Source organism: Sorangium sp. So ce726 (assembly GCF_051521405.1).
In the GTDB taxonomy this organism is placed as follows: Bacteria; Myxococcota_A; Polyangia; order Polyangiales; family Polyangiaceae; genus Sorangium.
This window is the reverse complement of record NZ_CP150349.1, coordinates 4,226,603-4,244,826: the sequence shown is the minus strand read 5'-3', so window position 1 is coordinate 4,244,826 and position 18,224 is coordinate 4,226,603. Positions and strand designations below refer to the sequence as shown.

At 71.7% G+C, this 18,224-nt stretch carries 15 protein-coding genes and 2 tRNA genes; 7 read left to right on the top strand and 10 right to left on the bottom strand.

The window, feature by feature from the left end; translation table 11 throughout:
- Nucleotides 1-58: 58 nt before the first annotated feature.
- The 4 genes from WME79_RS15920 to WME79_RS15905 form a co-directional block, all read right to left on the bottom strand.
- Nucleotides 59-2,029 carry a S8/S53 family peptidase gene (locus tag WME79_RS15920; RefSeq protein WP_437536145.1) on the bottom strand — a complete coding sequence of 657 codons (1,971 nt, stop codon included), beginning with the start codon at nucleotides 2,027-2,029 and terminating at the stop codon, nucleotides 59-61.
- Nucleotides 2,026-3,129, bottom strand: a complete 1,104-nt coding sequence (locus WME79_RS15915) for a hypothetical protein (protein WP_437536143.1) — start codon at nucleotides 3,127-3,129, stop codon at nucleotides 2,026-2,028. The genes WME79_RS15920 and WME79_RS15915 overlap by 4 nt, the downstream gene beginning before the upstream one ends.
- A gap of 156 nt (nucleotides 3,130-3,285) precedes the next feature.
- Complete coding sequence (locus WME79_RS15910; RefSeq protein ID WP_437536141.1) at nucleotides 3,286-3,594, bottom strand: hypothetical protein; 309 nt, start codon at nucleotides 3,592-3,594, stop codon at nucleotides 3,286-3,288.
- A gap of 310 nt (nucleotides 3,595-3,904) precedes the next feature.
- Nucleotides 3,905-5,377: a DUF4178 domain-containing protein gene (locus WME79_RS15905; RefSeq protein WP_437536138.1), complete on the bottom strand. Its 1,473-nt coding sequence runs from the start codon at nucleotides 5,375-5,377 to the stop codon at nucleotides 3,905-3,907.
- 107 nt (nucleotides 5,378-5,484) lie between these two features.
- On the opposite strand from WME79_RS15905, the gene WME79_RS15900 reads away from it, so the two are divergent.
- The 3 genes from WME79_RS15900 to WME79_RS15890 all read left to right on the top strand — a co-directional run bounded on the left by WME79_RS15900 (nucleotide 5,485) and on the right by WME79_RS15890 (nucleotide 9,788).
- Nucleotides 5,485-7,089 carry a polyamine aminopropyltransferase gene (locus WME79_RS15900; RefSeq protein ID WP_437536135.1) on the top strand — a complete coding sequence of 535 codons (1,605 nt, stop codon included), beginning with the start codon at nucleotides 5,485-5,487 and terminating at the stop codon, nucleotides 7,087-7,089.
- A gap of 4 nt (nucleotides 7,090-7,093) precedes the next feature.
- On the top strand, nucleotides 7,094-8,731 hold the full coding sequence (locus tag WME79_RS15895) for an FAD-dependent oxidoreductase (protein WP_437536132.1): 1,638 nt from the start codon (nucleotides 7,094-7,096) through the stop codon (nucleotides 8,729-8,731).
- A 238-nt stretch (nucleotides 8,732-8,969) separates the two neighbouring features.
- Nucleotides 8,970-9,788: a PP2C family protein-serine/threonine phosphatase gene (locus tag WME79_RS15890; RefSeq protein ID WP_012235416.1), complete on the top strand. Its 819-nt coding sequence runs from the start codon at nucleotides 8,970-8,972 to the stop codon at nucleotides 9,786-9,788.
- Nucleotides 9,789-9,979: 191 nt separating this feature from the next.
- On the opposite strand, the gene WME79_RS15885 is transcribed toward WME79_RS15890, so the two are convergent.
- The 4 genes from WME79_RS15885 to groES all read right to left on the bottom strand — a co-directional run bounded on the left by WME79_RS15885 (nucleotide 9,980) and on the right by groES (nucleotide 13,652).
- Nucleotides 9,980-10,747 carry an MBL fold metallo-hydrolase gene (locus WME79_RS15885; RefSeq protein WP_437536129.1) on the bottom strand — a complete coding sequence of 256 codons (768 nt, stop codon included), beginning with the start codon at nucleotides 10,745-10,747 and terminating at the stop codon, nucleotides 9,980-9,982.
- Nucleotides 10,748-10,751: 4 nt separating this feature from the next.
- The gene (locus WME79_RS15880) at nucleotides 10,752-11,408 is read right to left on the bottom strand and encodes a Crp/Fnr family transcriptional regulator (protein ID WP_437536126.1); all 657 of its coding nucleotides are present in this window, start codon (nucleotides 11,406-11,408) and stop codon (nucleotides 10,752-10,754) included.
- Between the two features lie 196 nt (nucleotides 11,409-11,604).
- Nucleotides 11,605-13,284 carry a chaperonin GroEL gene (gene groL, locus WME79_RS15875; protein WP_437536123.1) on the bottom strand — a complete coding sequence of 560 codons (1,680 nt, stop codon included), beginning with the start codon at nucleotides 13,282-13,284 and terminating at the stop codon, nucleotides 11,605-11,607.
- A 68-nt stretch (nucleotides 13,285-13,352) separates the two neighbouring features.
- Nucleotides 13,353-13,652: a co-chaperone GroES gene (groES, locus tag WME79_RS15870; protein WP_437536120.1), complete on the bottom strand. Its 300-nt coding sequence runs from the start codon at nucleotides 13,650-13,652 to the stop codon at nucleotides 13,353-13,355.
- 603 nt (nucleotides 13,653-14,255) lie between these two features.
- Between groES and WME79_RS15865 the strand changes: the two genes are divergently transcribed.
- From WME79_RS15865 to WME79_RS15855, 3 genes are all read left to right on the top strand, one after another.
- Nucleotides 14,256-14,329 (top strand) — tRNA-Gln (locus tag WME79_RS15865).
- Nucleotides 14,330-14,368: 39 nt separating this feature from the next.
- Nucleotides 14,369-14,443, top strand: a tRNA-Glu gene (locus WME79_RS15860).
- A gap of 145 nt (nucleotides 14,444-14,588) precedes the next feature.
- Nucleotides 14,589-15,299, top strand: coding sequence for an NUDIX hydrolase (locus tag WME79_RS15855; protein WP_437536117.1), 711 nt, complete (start codon nucleotides 14,589-14,591; stop codon nucleotides 15,297-15,299).
- Nucleotides 15,300-15,331: 32 nt separating this feature from the next.
- Here WME79_RS15855 and WME79_RS15850 read toward each other — a convergent pair whose 3' ends face one another.
- Nucleotides 15,332-16,303 (bottom strand): hypothetical protein, encoded by a 972-nt coding sequence (locus WME79_RS15850; protein WP_437536114.1) that lies wholly within the window; start codon nucleotides 16,301-16,303, stop codon nucleotides 15,332-15,334.
- Between the two features lie 547 nt (nucleotides 16,304-16,850).
- Here WME79_RS15850 and WME79_RS15845 point away from each other — a divergent pair.
- A complete protein-coding gene (locus WME79_RS15845) occupies nucleotides 16,851-17,738 on the top strand; it encodes a DNA adenine methylase (RefSeq protein ID WP_437536111.1) in 888 nt (295 codons plus the stop codon).
- Nucleotides 17,739-17,772: 34 nt separating this feature from the next.
- Here the strand turns inward: WME79_RS15845 and WME79_RS15840 are convergent, their stop codons facing one another.
- A complete protein-coding gene (locus WME79_RS15840; protein WP_437536108.1) occupies nucleotides 17,773-18,039 on the bottom strand; it encodes a hypothetical protein in 267 nt (88 codons plus the stop codon).
- Nucleotides 18,040-18,224: the final 185 nt, after the last annotated feature.

Genomic DNA, 18,224 nt, shown 5'->3' with positions numbered 1-18,224 from the left:
GTTTTCCCGCGAAGATGAGAGCGGGATCACGCCGCGACGGGACGGGACGGCAGCGCGTTCAGGCGGCGCCCTCGTGCGCGTCGCCGTCCGTGGCGTCCGCGAACACGATGTCTGCCAGCGCTCCGAAGCGCGACTCGACGTAGGCGACGGCGGCGGCGTCGGTCGCCGATCGCTCGAGCCGGTCGAGCAGGGCGGTGATTTCGTCCCGCACGCGCGGCGAGGGCGGCGGGGCCGCGCGGCTCGCGGCGAGGGCGCGGACGAGGAGCGAGAGCTGCCGCAGCACGGCGCCAGCGCCGTGGGCGCGCCGGCGCCGGGGGTCGCCCGCGGTGAGGCGGGCATGGCGCACGAGCGCGCAGACGCCGTGGCAGAGGCTCGGGTCGGCGAGCAGCGCCCGGACCGCCCAGCGCGCGAGGCGGCGCGAGTACAGGCGGCGGACGAGCGGGCCCTCGGCGCGGGCGTCGTGCCAGATGCGCGCGGCGCCGTCCTCGCCGACGAGCACCAGCGCGAGCGCGATCGGATCTCCGGCGGCGAGGCAGGCTCGACCGGCGTCGATGCGACCATAGCCGTGCTTGGCGTTGTGGCCGTCGCGATCGCGTCCATCGGGGAGCACGTCCCACGGGTCGGCGATCGGCTCGGCCGACGCGGGCGCCGCGGGAGGCACCGCGGCGAGCGTGCGCATCACGAGGGCGTCGAGCTCGGGCAGGCGGAGCGACGGGTTCTGCGACAGGATGAGGAGCAGCGAGCCCGCGGCGAGGGCCGAGGCCCCGCTCGACTCGGCGTGGCAGAGCCGCTCGAGCGCGGGGGTCGCGCTGGACGCGGACGGGAGCGGGCAGGCGAGGTCGTCCCCTGGCGCGAGCCACCGCACCGCCGGGCCGCGGTTGGCGAAGGGGCGGCTCCGCCCCCGGCGGTCCCGCCAGAGGAACCACCCGTCGCCGCGGGCGCCCGGGCCGACGCAGAACACGCGCGGGTCGCTCGCGGGCTCGCCGAACCCGAGCGAGAAGCTCGCGTGCAGCGACTCGGGCGGGCTCGATGCTTCACGGCCCGTGGGGAACACGACGGGACAGCCCCGGCCGCGGCGCCCGAGGCGGGCGGCGAACTCGAGCGCGTCGTCGAGCATGGGCGTCGTCGAGCCCTCGACGTACGCGGCGCACACCACGACGTCGGCGCCGTCGCTGACCGCCCGGACGATCGCGACCGGGAGGGCGAGGATGCACGATCCAGGCTTCGGGATCAGGTAGAGCCGGGGCGACGCGTCCGGCGCGACGCCGCGGAACCCGCCGGGGCGACGGCCCCCGACGGCCCACGCGACCATGAACGCGCCGTGCGCCTGGCTGCGGGGCGGCTGCTCCATCATGACGAGCACCTCGCGCTCGAGGCCGAGCTCGTCAGCCGTCCAGGCGTCGTCGTCGATGACCCCGAGGCGCATCCCGGCGCCGCCCCCGCAGCGGCGGCGATCGACGCCGATCCCGCCGCCCTCGTCGCGCAGGAACCAGCGGCCCGGGGTGACGAGCTCGTCCTCGACCGACGCGCTGCGCGCGGTCCAACCCTCCGGGCGCGCCGCGGCGCCGGCGGCCGCGTCGAAGCGCGGGGCGACGGCGGCGCTCGGGCGCCGGGCCGACGCGACGTAGCGCACCGGCAGCGCCGCGGCCGAGAGCGCCGCGGCGACGTCGGCGCGCCGCCCGCGGTCGGGGGATCGGACGCGGAGCCAGAAGATGGGCGTCCGTTCGATGACGCGCTCGACCGCGACGCCAGACCAGCGCGCGCCGAGCGCCGCGGCGACCGCGTCGGGCGCGATGGCGCACCGCGAGGCGACGACGACGTCGAGGGGACCGCCGTCGTCGTCGCCGGCGGCGGTGGGGACCGGGGCATAGCCGAAGTCCCACGGCGGGCGCCGCGGGCGGGCCCTGGGCGCGGCGGATGACGCGGGGGGCGGCGCGCTCTTGCGGCCGGGCGCCGGACGCGCGCGCGCGGACCCCTCCTCCGGAGAGCCCGCCCCCCCTCGCGCGGCCGCGCCGCGGCCGCGGCTCATGCCAGCACGGCCTTGGCCCAGGCGTTGAGCGCGTGGGCGCGGTTGGCGAAGCCGGGGCTCTCGGCCTCGCACCGCGCGAGCTCCTGCGCTTGCCCCTCCCTCCCCTCCGCCCAGGCCGCGACGCGGCGAGCGCCGAGCACCGCGGCGCGCCGCCGCGCGGCGCGGAAGCACCGGCGCTCGCCGTCGAGCATCGCCGCGAGGACGCCGGACTCGAGGACCATCCGGCGGACGGGGAGCAAGGACGAGGGCGCGTCGGGGGTCGGCGGCTCGCTCTGCGCCTTCGGCGTCACCGCGATCCCCCAGGGCGGCGTGCCGAGCGGTCCGTACGCGACCGCGCCGCGGTGGCGCGGATCCGAGGCAGGCTCCCGATCGCGCTCTTCGGCCCGGGGCTCTCCGTGCGCGCGCGATCGGAGCTCCGAGGCCAGGACGACGGCCCACGCGCCGCCTCGCTGGTAGTCGTCCTGCCAGTCCATGACATCGTCGTGGAGCTGCAGCCCGAGCCACACCGATGACAGCAGCCGCGCGAGCACCTCGCGCCGCTCGGCCGTCCAGCCGGCGGCGTGCGCGAGGGCGATCGACGCCGGGAAGCCGACGCTCTGCTTGCCGAGAGAGAGCGCGTAGTAGCGGCTGAAGCCGGCGGGCCCGCCGCTCGCGAGGAGGCTGCGCTCGGTCTCGATGGCGAACAGCGTCGCGTCGTCCGCGCGCGCGAAATCGATGGCTGGGTCGTCGACGCCTGGCGCGACGCGGCGGAGCGCCTCGTCTCGCGCCCGCCGAGCGTGCGCCAGGATGGCCTCGAGCTGCCAGGTCGGGCGGACCTGCTTGTCCTTGATGCGATCGGTGCCGAACGCCTCGATGACGGCGAGCAGGTGCGCGAGGAGCGCGTCCTGCACCGTGGCCCCGCGGACGCCCGGCATGGCCTCCGCGAGCAGCGCGGGCGCGGCCAGCGTGATCTCGTTGCTGAACACGGCGCTCCAGGGCACGTCGCGCGACGGCGACAGGCCGAGCGTGTAGGCCAGCCCCTGCGCGTCGGCGTGCAGCATCCCGGGGAGGGTCCGCCAGAACGCCTTGTAGAGCTCGTCCACCCAGAGGGCGTCATCCATGCGCGGGCACCTCCCTTGCCCGGCGCGGCGCGCCGGGCTCGGCGCTCGCGGTGCGTGGCGCGCTCCGGGCGCCGGTAGATGGCACCGGGGCAGAGCCGCGCCGGTGAGACGTACGCCGATGGCGGTGCAACCCCGCCTGTCGCCTGCGCCGCAGCATCAATAGACGTTCGACTCCTTCCAGGGCGACAGGCACACGTTGAAGCGCTCCTCGACCACGATCGCGCGCCACTGGAGCACCTGGGAGGCGCTCAGCCCATCAAAGAAGCCGCCGATCCAGGAGCGGATGCGGCTGTTGAGCTGCGCGCGGATCCGGGCCGCGTCCACGGGCTCCTCATCTGCCTCGGGCGCGACGACGTAGAGGGCGAGCAGCTGCTTGAACTCGTCGAAGTGCTCCTGGTGTCGGAGCAGGGAGATGTAGAGCGCGCGCAGCTGTGCGTGCGGGTCGATCGAATTCACGGTTTGCATGGGCCTCCGCCGCCGGTCCACCGCCGGCGTCGGACGGCACATTGCACGTCACGGGCCGCCGTGGGCCAGCGTGTAAGCCATTGAAATTACTCGATCGTCAGCGGCGCCCGGAGCTGGGCGATACCCGAAACCGACCATCATCTGCCCGAATCCGACCGCTCCCCTCGACGCGATGTCGCCTTTCCACGGAGGTGGACATAGACATGTCCAGTGCTGCACGTGCCCGACTCGACACCAGCCGGGATCGCAAAAGATGCACCGGCACAGGCCGTTCATTTCACACGTAGCCGAATCGAGCAGTGAAGCTGGATCACTTCCCGCCGCCGAAGCTCGGGCTGCCCCCCCCGCTCGGAATGAAGATGACGCCGCCGCCGCCTCCACCGCAGTCGCTGAGCGCGATGAGAATGAGGAGGACGACGATCAGGACGACGACGATGACGACGACCCTGCCGGCGCTGGCGCCCGTCCCGTCGCCGAACGAGGGGCTCGGCGGGGGTGGCAGGTTGAAGGCGGCGGCGAGCTCCTTCCCTGGAAGCGGTGAGCAGAACGACACGCTCACCTCGGTCGGGGCCTGCTCGATGCTGACCTTGCCACCTTCGCCCTGGTACTCCGTGGCCTGCACCGCCTCGCCGATCTCGACCTTCCAGTAGAACTCGCCGATGACGTACTCCACCTCGGCGTGGACGCTCTGCTTGAGCGCATACGTCCGCCCTTGATAGCTCGCCGTCGAGCCCATCGGCTGGACCTCGCCGGGTGAGAGGGGCGTCACGAGCTGCCACGCCCCGTCCTCTTCCATGAGCCACAGGTAGCCGACGCTCGGTCCGCCATAGAGCAGGTACTCGCGCCAGCGGTAACGCTCGCCCTCCACGGTGCAGCCCCGGATGACGAAGCCGATGCAGAGCACGCGCATGCCGCGGAGCTGGCCCTCGGCGCCGAGCGGGACGTACGGCTCCATGGGCGGCCTGGGGACCTGGCCGAGCGCGACGAGCGCGCCCTTCGTGAGGTCGCTCGCCGTACCGCAGTACCGGCAGACGATGCGCTCCGTGGTGCCGGGCGCGGCGAGCGGCAGGTTGCCGCCGCAGTTCGGGCACGCGACGGCCGACACCTGCGCTGTGGGCTGGTCCACAGGGGCGCCGGTGTCGAGCTTCATGATGGCCGGGTCGATCTGCCGGCCCAGGTAGAGCTTGGGCGGGGTCGTCCGCCCGTCGCCGTAATCGAGCGTCCCGAACTCGCCCCTCGGCCCCGCGATGTCGACGAAGCCCGTCACAACGCCCGGCGCGGCGACGTAGGGCATCTCTCCTTCGGCGGAGATCACGCGGCGGCGGCCGACCTCGACGACGGTGAACATGCCGTGCCCCTCGAGATGGACACGGCCGCCCGGCTGGAGGGAGCTCCACTGCGGCAGCCCGTTCAGCGGGAGCGGCGCCTCGGTGGTCGCGTACCAGCGCCCCTGGGCGAAGGCGACCCACGTCCAGCGGCCGCTGGCCGGGAACGCGATGAAGATCTCCTGCCAGGGCGCGCCCGGCGCGCTGGCCCGATCGAGCTGGACGCGGCCGTCGACCACGAACGGCTCGTTGCCCCAGCGCCCGGTGACCCCGAGCTGGAGGGGCGTGGGAATCTCGACCAAGTCGGCGACGCGCCCGACGGCGCGGAGGTCCCGATCGGTGCGCGCGATGACGAACTTGCAGTGCTTGCACACCTGCGCCATCGCGCCCGCGAAGCGAAAGGTGATCGGCGCGCCGCAGGAGGGGCACGCGGCTGCTCGGTCGAAGGGCGTGCTCACGCGAGCACCATACTAGAAGCCTCGACCACGGAAGAGGAAGCGTTTCAGGCGCGCCCGCGAGCCCGAACAGGCTGTGGTCCAGCGCGAGCGGTGCTAGGACCGCGCCGATGTCGGCCATCGAGGAGAGCCCTGTGGGAGCTCGGGGCGCGCCTCCCGGGGACGCTCCGGCGCCCTTCCCTGCAGCGCAGCCGCTGCCCCGGCTCGTGCACCCGGCGCTCCTCGCGAGCGTGTTCGTCATCGCCACGTCGGGGCTCGTCTACGAGCTCATCACCGGCACGCTCGCGAGCTACGTCCTCGGCGACTCGGTGACGCAGTTCAGCTTCGTCATCGGCCTTTACCTGTTCGCGATGGGGATCGGCTCGTACCTCTCCCAGTACATCGAGAGCCGGCTCCTCGAGCGCTTCGTCGAGATCGAGCTCGGCCTCGCGCTCGTCGGGGGGCTCTCCGCGCCGATGCTCTTCCGGGTCTACACCGCGCTCGGGGCGTTCCGCGCGCTGCTCTACTCGCTCGTGCTGCTCATCGGGATGCTCGTGGGGCTCGAGATCCCGCTGCTCATCCGGCTGCTCAACTTCTCGCTGGATCTCAAGCGGCTCGTCGCGCGCGTGCTCACGCTCGACTACATCGGCGCGCTGGCCGCGAGCCTGCTCTTCCCCTCGCTCCTCCTGCCGCGCCTCGGGATCCACCAGACGAGCCTGTTCTTCGGCATGCTCAACGCGGCCGTCGCGCTCACGAGCACGTTCCTGTTCCCGCTCGATCGCGCCGTCGTCGTCCGGCTGCGGGCGCTCTGCCTGATCGTGATCGCCGGGCTCGGGGTCGCCTTCGCGCTCGTCTCGCGGTTCGTCGAGCGCTCGGAGGCGCTCTATTTCGGGGCGCCCATCGTCTACGCGGCGCAGTCGCCGTACCAGCGCCTCGTCATCACGAGGAGCCCGCGCACGACGCGCCTGTTCCTGAACGGCAACCTCCAGTTCTCGTCGGACGACGAGCACCGGTACCACGAGGTGCTCGTGCACCCGGCCGTCGCCGCGCTGGGGCGCGAGCCGCGGCGCGCGCTGATCCTCGGCGGCGGCGACGGGCTCGCCGCGCGCGAGCTGCTCCGTTACCCATCGGTCGAGCAGATCCTGCTCGTCGACCTCGACGGCGCGGTCACCGGCGCCTTCCGCGATCTGCCGCTCGCCGCGGACCTGAACCAGGGCTCGCTCCGCGACCCGCGCGTCGCCGTCCGCAACGAGGACGCGTTCAAGTACCTCGAGGAGTCGACCGAGTCGTTCGATCTCGCGATCGTCGACTTCCCCGATCCGGGCAACTACGCCGTCGGCAAGCTGTACACGGACGCCTTCTATCACCTGCTCCGGCAGCGGCTCTCCGTGCGCGGGCTCGCCGTCGTCCAGGCGACGTCGCCCCACTACGCGCGCGAGTCGTTCTGGTGCGTCGTGACGACGCTCGAGGCGGCCGGCTTCAAGACCGCGCCGCTCCACGTCTACGTGCCGAGCTTCGGCGAGTGGGGCTTCATCCTGGCGGGCGGCGAGGGGCTCGCCGCGCCTGGCGCCCTCCGGATCGATCCGTCGAGGCTCCGCTACCTCGACTCGAGCGGCCTGCCGGAGCTCTTCCGGTTCCCCCGCGATCTCGGCCGCGTCGAGGCGCCGATCAACCGGCTGAACGACCAGAAGCTCGTCTCCGTGTACACGCGCGAGTGGGCCGAGTGGACCCGGTGATCCGGTGAACCGCCGCGGCTTCCTGAGCTCCGTGGCCGCGGGCTGGGTCGTGCACACGGCCTCGCCGGGGCGCGCGCCGCTCGCCGGCGAGATCGTGGGCGCGGCCCACGGCGCGGGCCACCTGCTCCGCGGCGGCTCGCTGCCCGCGGCGAGCGGCCCCGCCGAGCGCGCAGACGTCGTGATCGTCGGGGGCGGGGTGAGCGGGTTGTCGGCCGCGTGGCGGCTCGCCGGCGCCGGGCTCGATCTGCGGGTCCTCGAGCTCGAGCCGAGGCCGGGCGGCACGAGCGCGTGGGGCGACGACGGCGTCGTGCCGTATCCGTGGGGCGCGCACTACCTCGCCGCGCCGAACATCGAGGCGCGCGCGACGCTGCGGCTGCTCGAGCAGATGGGCGTCGTCACCGGGTGGGACGCGGCGGGGCGCCCCACGTTCGATCCGCGGCGGCTGTGCCACGCGCCGGGCGAGCGGCTGTTCTACGAGGGCGCGTGGCACAGCGGCCTCGCGCCGATCGACGCGCTCTCGAGCGAAGCGCTGGACGAGCTCGAGAGGTTTCACGCGCTCGAGGAGGAGCTCACGGAGCTCACCGGCAGCGACGGGCGACCGGCGTTCCAGATCCCGATCGAGCGCTCCTCGCGCGACCCCGAGCTCCTCCAGCTCGACCGGATGAGCATGGCGGCGTGGCTCGATCGCGAGGGGTACCGCACGCCGTTCCTGCGCTGGTACGTGCGCTACGCGATGCTCGACGACTTCGGCGGCGCGCCTGAGGAGATCTCGGCCTGGGCGGGGCTGCACTACTTCGCGGGGCGCAAGGCGCGCACGCCCGAGCTCGCAGGCAGCCGCTATCTCATCTGGCCCGAGGGCAACGGCCGGCTCGTGAAGGCGCTTCTCGAGCGCGCGGCGCCGCGCGTGTCGCTCGGCGCGCTCGTCACGTCGGTGCGCCCGCAGCCGAGCGGCCGCGTCGAGATCGACTACGTCGACGTGCAGCGCGGCGAGGCGCGCCGCGTCGAGGCCCGCGCGGCGATCGTCGCGGCGCCGGCGTTCGTCGTGCGCCGGATCTTCGCGGGGAGCGCGGCGGGCGAGCTGCCCGAGCGGGTCGCGTCGGCGTGGCTCGTGGCGAACCTGCACGTCGAGCGGCCCATCGATCCCAACCACGCGTGGGATTCCGTCCTCTACGGCGCCGAGGGGCTTGGCTACGTCGACGCGCGCCACCAGCTCACCGATCTCGCGGCGGCGACGACGCAGCGGTCGCGCCTCGCGACGCCGGTGCAGCGCACCGTGCTGACCTACTACCGCGCGTTCGGCGGGCCGGACGTCACCGCCGCGCGCGCGGCGCTGCTCCGCGCGCCGTGGGAGTCGCTCGCCGACGGCGTGCTGCGCGATCTCGCGCCGGCGCACCCGCACCTGCGCGACGACGTCGAGCGGATGGACGTCATGATCTGGGGTCACGCGATGCCGCGCCCGCGCCCAGGCTTCCTCGGCCCGCGGCCGTTCGAGCCGCGCTGCGCGCTGTCCGAGCGCGTCGCCTGGGCTCACGTCGATCAGCCGGGGATGGCGCTCTTCGAGGAGGCGCACGCCTGCGGCGTGCGCGCCGCCGAGACGATCGCGGCCTCGGCGGGGATCGCGATCGGCGAGAGCTGGCTCTGAGCTCGAGCGCTCGTCGCCTCGGCGCATGCCGCGCGGCGGGGAACCCCACGTCCTCTCCCATCTTTCAAGAGCAAAGTGTGTCCGGCGAGCGGGCGCCTCCGGAACGGTCCTCTACCCCTGCCGCCGGCCGCTTCCAGCGGCCATGGAGCGGCCGCTGTGGGAGATCCGGCCCAGGATTTCAGCTTTGCCCTCGCCTTGAACTTGCGCTGCCCCCCTGCTCCGCGTCTACTCTCTGCCCATGTTGCGGACCCGGTTTGCCGGGATGACGGATACCGGGCTCCTCCGGGACCACAATGAGGACAACCTCCTCGTCAGCGAGGAGTACCGTGTCGTGGCCGTGGCGGATGGAATGGGCGGACACCGCTCGGGCGACGTCGCGAGCCAGCTTGCCGTGAGCACCCTCTCGGACTTCTTGTCCGTGACGGTGGGGAGGGACGCCACCTGGCCCTTCCCTGCCGATCCGAACCTGACCGAGGAGGAGAACTACGTCGTCACCGGCCTCAGGCTGGCGAACCGGCGCATCTTCGATCGCTCACTGAAGACGCTCGCCGACTTCGGCATGGGCACGACGATCGTGGCGGCGATGTTCTCCAAGGACGCCGAGCACGTGACGGTGGGCCACGTCGGGGACAGCCGCTGCTATCGCCTGCGCGACAGCCAGATCACGCAGCTCACGCGCGATCACTCGCTCGTCAGCGACGCGGCGCACATGGCGCCGTGGATGACCGAGGAGGAGGTCCGGCAGCTGCCGGCCAACGTCATCACGCGCGCGCTCGGCATCCGCGAGGACGTCCTCGTCGATCTCGTGACGGACGAGACGCGGCACGGTGACGTGTACCTCCTCTGCTCGGACGGCCTGTCCGGGCTGGTGAGCGACGATCAGATCCTCGAGCTCGTGATGTCCAGCGGCTCGCTGGACGCCGCGTGCAAGGCGCTCATCGATCGGGCGAACTACTTCGGCGGCACCGACAACATCACGGTCGTCCTCGCCCGCGTCGAAGAGGTGCCCGACGGCAAGCGCCCCTTCAACGACGAGCCCACCCAGGAAAGCCGCTAGCCCGCGCCGCCGCGCTGCGGTCGCGCGCGAGCCCCCGACGCCGCCGCGCAGGCCTCACCTCCTGCGCGGCTCGCTCGGAGCGGCGAGCCATCCCCCTCGGGCCGCGCAGCTCGGCGCCACACTCCCGTCGAGCGCAGCGCCACCATCACCCGCGCGCGACGCCCCGCGCCGATGCGTTGGCTACGCGTCGGCTACAGGACGAAGTGATCCATGAGCTGAAGGACCTCCAGGTTCAGCCCCTTCAGCGCGGCGCACTCCCGCTCCACCTCGGCCTGGAAGACCGGCTTGATGTGGTAGAGCATCGTCGGCAGATCCCTCGGCGCGCGGAACTTCTGGAGCTCGACGGCGAGCGTCTGCGGCGTGTGGTGGCCGCTCACGGTGGCGAGGCGCTGCTCCCGGTTGGGGAAGCTGACCTCCATCAGCAGCGCGCGGAGGTCCTGCTGCTGGTTCAGCACCTCCCACAGCCGCTCCGTGGGCCCGGTGTCGCCGCTGTACGCGATCGCGCCGCCGTCCCCTTCGATCACGAACGCCGACGCGTCGATCGTGTGCGTCACGTGGACCGCGCGCACGAGCCGCCCGGCGACCGGCGTGGGGCGCTCCGGCTTGAGCTCGAGGTACTGGATGGTCGGCTGCCCGGCGCTCGGGATCACCGCGAAATCGGGCCAGAGCACGTTGTTGAAGAAGTGCTTCTTGAGCGTGCGCAGCGTCTCGCGCGTGCCCGCGATCACGAGCGGCGGGCACCCGAGCTGGCAGCGGTTGTCCGCGATCGTGGCCAGGTCGCGGATGTGATCGAGGTGCGCGTGGCTCACGAGGCACGCCTCGATCCGCGCCTGGTCCTTCACCTCGAGCCCGCTCGTCAGCGAGCCGGCGTCGATCGCGAGGATGTCGTCCACGACGAACGCGCACGTGCGATGCCTGGGGGTCTCCCCGCCGTGGCAGCCGATGACACGCAGCTCCACTGGTTCAGCTCTCTCCGCCGAACTTCTGCGGCATGTCCAGGAACTCGATGAAATCCCGGAACCTGCGCATGTCGGTCACCATGATCGCCGCGGGTCCAGGCGGCCCGTACGAGAGGAGCTTCAGCCGGCGGAGCCGCTTCATCACCTCGTCCACCGTCTCTTGCTCGACGTCGACCTCGCGCGCGATGTCCTCGGGAGAGGAGCGGACGCGTATGCCTTCAGGCGTCTCCTCCCCGAAGGCCTCGGCGTGACGCGCGAGCGCGAGCATCACGCGCGCCTTCGGGTCACGGTGCATGAGGATCTCGACGAGCGAGTTCGCCGCGTCGAGCCGCTTCGCCAGCTTCTTGAGGAGACGGAGCGCTATCTCGACGTCGCGCTGCAGCATGACCTCGAGCTTCCGCGCGTCGATCACGAGGCAGCGGGACGGCTCGCTCACGGTGGCCGTCGCGTTCCGCGGCTTGCCGTTCAAGATCGCCATCTCGCCGACGAACTCGCCGGGCCCGAGCACCGCGAGCACCTTGTCCTCGCCGGCGACCGACTTCGTGATCCGCACGGCGCCCGACTGGATGACGAACATGACGTCGCCGGAGTCACCCTCACGAAAGAGCACGTCGCCCGGCACATACTCGCGGCCATAGCGGGCGAACGACGACTCCGACATTGCCCGGGAGTCTAGCGCCCCACGTGACCGCGGGTCAAAAACCCGGGCAAGAGCGCTGGCCCTCACAAAACGCGAAGGGCCCCCCAAGCCAGCATGCTTTGGAGGACCCCTCGGCCCGCTTCGTCGGGCGCAGCGCGCTCAGCGGGCCGGCGCCGCGCGGAGGCGGCGGCAGCCCGAGAGCGGCGCGGACAGGCGATCAACCCATGTCGAAGTCGCCCATGCCGCCCATGCCGCCCATGCCGCCCATACCCCCCATGCCGCCCATGCCGCCGGGAGCCCCGCCGGCCGCGGCCTTCTCCTTCTTGGGCTTCTCGGCGACGAGGGCCTCGGTCGTGAGCATCAGCCCGGCGACGCTGGCCGCGTTGGTGAGCGCGTGCCGCACGACCTTGGCCGGGTCGATGACGCCGCCGGTGAGCAGGTCCTCGTACGCGTCGGTCGCGGCGTTGTAGCCGAACGTCGGCGCGCCCGACCGGACCTTCTCCGCGACCACCGTCCCGTCGACCCCCGCGTTCTGGGCGATCTGGCGGAGCGGCGCCTCCACGGCGCGGCGCACGAGCCGCACGCCGGCGTCGCGCTCGTCGTTGAACTTGAGCGACTCCAGCGAGGCGGCCGCGCGGAAGAGGGCCACGCCGCCGCCGACCACGATGCCTTCCTCGACGGCCGCGCGGGTCGCGTGCAGCGCGTCCTCGACGCGCGCCTTCTTCTCCTTCATCTCGGTCTCGGTCGCGGCGCCGACCTTCACCACCGCGACGCCGCCGGCGAGCTTCGCGAGCCGCTCCTGGAGCTTCTCGCGATCGTAGTCGCTCGCCGTGTCCGCGATCTGCTTGCGGATCGTCTCGATGCGGGCCTTGATGCCGACCTTCTCGCCTTGGCCGTCGACGATGACCGTGTTGTCCTTGTCGATCTCGACCCGCTTGGCGGTCCCGAGGTCGCGCACCGTGGCGCTCTCGAGCTTCTGGCCGAGGTCCTCCATGAACGCCGTCGCGCCCGTGAGGGTGGCGATGTCCTTCAGCATGTCCTTGCGGCGATCGCCGAAGCCGGGCGCCTTCACGGCGGCGACCTTGATCGTGCCGCGCAGCTTGTTCACGACGAGCGTGGCGAGCGCCTCACCCTCGATGTCCTCCGAGAGGATGAGCAGCTCGCGCCCCTGCTTCACCACCTGCTCGAGCAGCGGCAGGAGGTCGGCCATGGCCGAGATCTTCTTCTCGTGCACGAGGATGAGCGGGTTCGTGAGCACCGCGGTCATCTTCTCGGGGTCGGTCACGAAGTAGGGCGAGAGGTAGCCGCGGTCGAACTGCATGCCGTCGACGGTCTCGAGCTCCGTCGTCATGCGCTTGTTCTCCTCGACCGTGATCACGCCCTCCTTGCCGACCTTCTCCATGGCGTCGGCGAGGATCTGGCCGATCTCCTTGTCGCCGTTGGCGCTGACCGTGGCGACCTGGGCGATCTGGTCCTTGTCCTTGGTCGGCTTGGCCGCCTTCTGCACGGCCTCGATGACCTTGACGACAGCCGCGTCGATGCCGCGCTTCAGATCCATCGGGTTGTGGCCAGCCTCGACGAGCTTGAGGCCCTCGCCGAAGATCGCCTGGGCCAGCACCGTCGCCGTCGTCGTGCCGTCGCCGGCCTTGTCGCTGGTCTTCGAGGCGACCTCGCGCACCATCTGGGCGCCCATGTTCTCGAGCTTGCCGGCGAGCTCGATCTCCTTGGCGACCGTGACGCCGTCCTTCGTCACGACCGGGGAGCCCCAGCTCTTCTCGATGACGACGTTCCGCCCCTTCGGCCCGAGGGTCACCTTGACCGCATCGGCGAGCGTGTTCACGCCCTTCAGGATCGCGGCGCGGGCGCCACGGCTAAAAACGATCTGCTTCGCAGCCATTTCTCAATCCCCTCGCGGCCGCGCGGCCGCGTGTACTAACGCTTGCGTTCGGTTGCCTCAGACTTGGTTCACGTCGCGGCGGACTCGGTCACGGCGAGCACGTCGTCCTCGCGGATGAGCACGTGCTCCTCGCCGTCGAGCTTCACCTCGGTGCCGCTGTACTTGCCGAACAGCACCTTGTCCCCGACCTTCACCTCGAGCGGGCGAACCTTGCCGTCCTTCAGGACCTTGCCGTTGCCCACCGCGACGACGCGCCCCTCGATCGGCTTCTCCTTCGCGGCGTCGGGGATGATGATGCCCCCCTTGGTCTTCGTCTCGCTCTCGACGCGCTTGACGACAATCCGATCCTGCAGCGGCCTGATTTTCATGCTGGCTCCCTCGTCCTCGCCTTGTTGACTGACCATCGGCTCGCCGGAGGTCCAGTTCGCCCCCCCGCTGGGGCATTCCGCCCGCACGACGAGAGCCAAGTGCCTGAGATCGCAGTGTCTTGGCACTCTCCTAGGCCGGTGGCTAAACCGCGGCCGAAAGTAAATCAGTCACCCGGCGCGTCAAGGGCGCGCAGCAGGGAGCTGCGACTTTTCCGGGGCCGAAAGTCCCGAGCGGCGAAGCCGAGATGCCTGGAGAAGCGACGGCGAGGGGCGCGGTCGCGACGTCGGGATGCTCGTCCAGGGACGAGCCCCTCTCCGACGGCACGCAAACAATCTGGACGGATCATGGCGACAGCGTGACGACAGCAACGCGGCGAGCGACTGACAACGGACGGCATGCAACGAGGACGGAGCGGGTTGCGCGAGACGCTGAGCAAGGGGGGGCCTTGCTCAACCCGCGAAGCGCGCGAAACATGCGAAAGTTGGGCGATTTTTGGCGGTGAGCATTTTTCTTCGGCGGGTCCGATTCTGATCGCTTGACAATACAGGCAGCCCGAGTAGATTCCGCGGCCCGTGGCGCTGATGAACACGGCGCTGACCCCTTGGGGGATCGTCTAACGGCAGGACGCAAGATTCTGGCTCTTGCTATCAAGGTTCGAATCCTTGTCCCCCAGCCAGGCCGCTCAGCTCTGCTGTCGGTCTTCTCCACAGAACCAGGTCCCATCGTCTAGCGGTTAGGACATCGGCCTCTCACGCCGGTAACGCGGGTTCGATTCCCGCTGGGATCGCCACTTTCACCCCCCTCGCCTCGTTTCCTGCTGCTTCCGCTTGATGTCGTGCCTCGAGCACGACGCGAAGCACAGCGTCATCTGACGAGCGAGCACGTAGAGCAGCCAAGACGTCTTGCTCCGTTCACGTTGCGCTACCCTCTGGCGCATGGCGGCGCAGGACGGAGAGGAGCTCTTCGACATCCTCGATGACGGCGGCCGGCCGCTCGGCGTGCGCAAGGCGCGCAGGCTCGTCCACCGCGACGGCGACTGGCACCGGAGCGTTCACGTGTGGGTGCTCCTCGAGCGGGGGCCCGATGGCCTGGAGCCGGACAGCCGCCAGAGCGCCGCGGAGCCCTGGGTGCTCTTCCAGCAGCGCAGCCCCGACAAGGACACCTGGCCCGGCGCGCTCGAGGTCGCCGTGTCGGGGCACTACCGCGCCGGAGAGGATCTCGCGGGGGCGCTGCGCGAGGCGGAGGAGGAGATCGGCCTGCCGCTCTCGCCGCGCGACGTGGTCCGGCTCGGCACGCGCCGCAGCCAGGACGATCACGCGCGGGGCATCGTCGATCGCGAGCTGCAGGACGTGCTGCTCGCGACGACCCGCCGCGCGCTCGAGGAGCTGCGTCCCGATCCGCACGAGGTGACCGCGCTGCTGTCGCTCCCGCTCGGCGCGGCGCTGCGCCTCGTCCGAGGCGAGGTGCCCCGCGCGAGCGGCCTCGTGCGACGACCGCCGGACGCCGCGGGCGCCGTGAAGGTCGAGCCGCGCGACGTGCGGCTCGACGAGTTCGTGGTCGCGCGCGACGGCTACTTCGAGCGCGCGCTCGACACGATCCGCCGGCGCCTCGCGGGCGAGGTGCCGGCGCCGTGGCTCCTCGGCTAGGACGCCGGCGCTCTCTCCTCGCGCCCGTGCTGTCAGCCTGAGCCGCGGCGCCCGTCCGCCGGCCGTCGGGGCTTCTCGGAGGGCACCGCCGACGCGACGAGGAACCCTTCGGCGCGGTGCGGGGCGAGCCCGCAGCGCGCGTTCATGCGCTTGGCGATCTCGTCGCCGGCCCTGACGAGCGCGTAGAACCACCGGATCCCGAAGCGATCGTGCCCTTCCCGGAGCGCCGCCGCCTGGAGGGGGGCCCCGAGCCCCCGTCCGCGGTGGTCCTCGCGCAGACAGGTGCAGATCGGCATGGCCGTCCACGAGGGCGCCTCGCCCACGTCGGAGATCCAGAGCGGCGGGGCGCCCAGCAGCCCGAGCTGGGCGAGCGCCTCGCGCCCGCCGATCTCGGCAGGCTGCGGCCGCGTCACGACGCACAGGGTGGTGCAGCCGATCAGCGCCCCCGCGGCGTCGCGCAGCGCGAGCGTCAAGGAGCGCCCCTCGCCGCCGCGCAGGTACCACCCCGGGAGCGGCGCGTGGCCGCCCTCGGCCTGAAGCTCCTGGATCGCGCGGATCGAAGCGTCGTCGTCGTCCGGCGACACCCTGGACAGGCGCAGGCCCGGCGGGAACGTGCGAAACCGGCTGAGCCCCTGCACGGCGGCGCGCACCTCGCCAGCCGGGGCGCCCATGATCGAGAGGTCCTCGTCCACGGAGAGCCCCGCCTGGCGCAGCGACGCGGAGAGCGCGGCGAGCTCCGGCCGGGGGGCGTGCAGGATGACGCGCTCGAAGCAGCGCACGAGCGCCTCGCGCCGCTCCGGCGGCGTCCGCTGGGCGTGCAGCAGGATCAGCGAGCGACCGTCGGTGGTGATGCCGTCCTGCTCGCCGATCCAGTCGCGGGCGGCGTACAGGATCCGCTGAGCACGGTAGTCCGCAGCTTCACCGAAACAACCCGGTCCGTCCGCCGGACCGGGGCCGCGCTGCTGCGGGGCGTCGTCGCGATCGAGGTCGAAGGCAAGCATCATGGCGGCATCCCTCCTGTCGAGAAGCAACGGCGGCTTCCACGCATGGCGGCCCGTCGAGGAGCCGCCACCCGGCGCGGGACGCCCGCGCCCAGCGCCCGAGCGAGCCCCTGCCGCGCCGCGCAGGTCCACCGGCGAGATGGCCTGACGCGGCGGTGCGCGAATGCGGGAGAACTCCGCTCCACCAGCGGCTGTTCAGCCCGCGTGTCGAGACTTCAACTTATCCCTGCTCGGCGATCGCGCAAGCGGCGACATGCCATGATCCGGGCAGCGCTCCAGCCGGGACACGCGCGCTCACGCGTGCTTACAAGCAATCGGAATCACTAATGAATCAGACCAACATCCACCGTTGCCCACAAGGCACCTCGCGGCCCGACGGGGCCGGGGCGTGGACATAGAACGACCTAGCCTGGAGAGACGCATGGCCCCGGGCACCCGCGCGTCGGGGGCGGACCGGCGAGGCGCGTCGGACCAGGATGGTCGCTCGCGGTGGCCTTCGGCGGTTGAGGACGATCGCGCGCCCTGGTAGGTTGGCGTCCAGTATTGCGCGATGACCACCGCCCTTGTCACCGAAGCCGACGACGACGCGCCCGTGACGCCACGCCCGTTCCTCAAATGGGCGGGCGGCAAGGGCCAGCTGCTCCGACAGTTCCAGCCGCTGCTCCCCGCGTCCTACGGGCGCTACTTCGAGCCCTTCACGGGGGGGGCCGCGCTCTTCTTCTGCTTGCAGCCGAAGAGCGCGGCGCTGACGGACGTCAACGCGGAGCTCATCGACTGCTACCGGGCAGTGCGCGATAGGGTCGAGGAGGTGATCGCCGCGCTGGGCGGCCACGCCTACGAGGAGGCCCACTACTACAAGGTTCGCGACGTCGATCCCGCCTCGCTCACGCTGCCCGAGCGCGCGGCGCGGACGATCTTCCTGAACAAGACGGGGTTCAACGGGCTCTACCGGGTCAACAGCGCCGGCCGCTTCAACGTGCCTTTCGGCCGCTACGTCAACCCGTCCATCTGCAACCCGCCCCAGCTGCGGGCCTGCTCGGCGGCGCTGCAGGGCGTCGAGCTCGAGGTCCGCGACTTCGAGCGCGTGCTCGACCACGCCAAAGAAGGCGATTTCGTGTACCTGGACCCGCCGTACTCGCCGGTCTCGTCGACCGCGAACTTCACGTCCTACAGCGCGGGCGGCTTCGGCTTCCGCGACCAGGAGCGCCTCGCTGCCCTCTTCGCGGAGCTCGACGGGCGAGGCGTCCAGGTGATGCTCTCGAACTCCGATGTTCCGGAGATCCCGCCGCTCTACAAGCGGTTCAAGATCGACCGCGTCGCGGCGCTCCGGAGCATCAACGCGAAGAGCGATGCCAGAGGCCGCGTGGGGGAGATCGTGATCCGGAACTACGGGGCCAGGCGGAGCCGCAAGGCGGCGCCCGCGGACAAGGCGGGCTGAGCCCGGCGCCGCCGCGCGGCGCGCGGCGCGCGGCTCAATCGACGGTCTTCCCCTCGTGCTTCTTCGGATCGGGGGCCGCGCGCTCCTCGGCGTACGCCATCGCCACCTCGATCTCCTCGTGGATCTCGCGCGAGGTGACCTTGTTCCCCGAGGGATCGACGGCCTCCCACACGAAGCCGCGGAGCTCACCCGGGCGCTCGGGTATCCAGCGGACCCGCAAGGTCCAGCCGTGCAACTCGGCCGTATAACCACCTTCCTCGTGATCCCGCTGCCATGCAGAGACCGTCGGGTGCTTCACCATCGCGAGGTCTCCGGCGCAGAAGGTCGAGAGGACAGAAGAACTGTTCCCGAATGGCCGCGCTCCCCCCCCGAGCAACGCCGCCGTCCGGGAACACGGGGAAGATAGCAGGCGCCCGACGCGCGGCGATCAGGCAGGCGTGTGTTCCTCATGCGGATGCACCTTACCCGAATCCCAGCGCGCGCCGA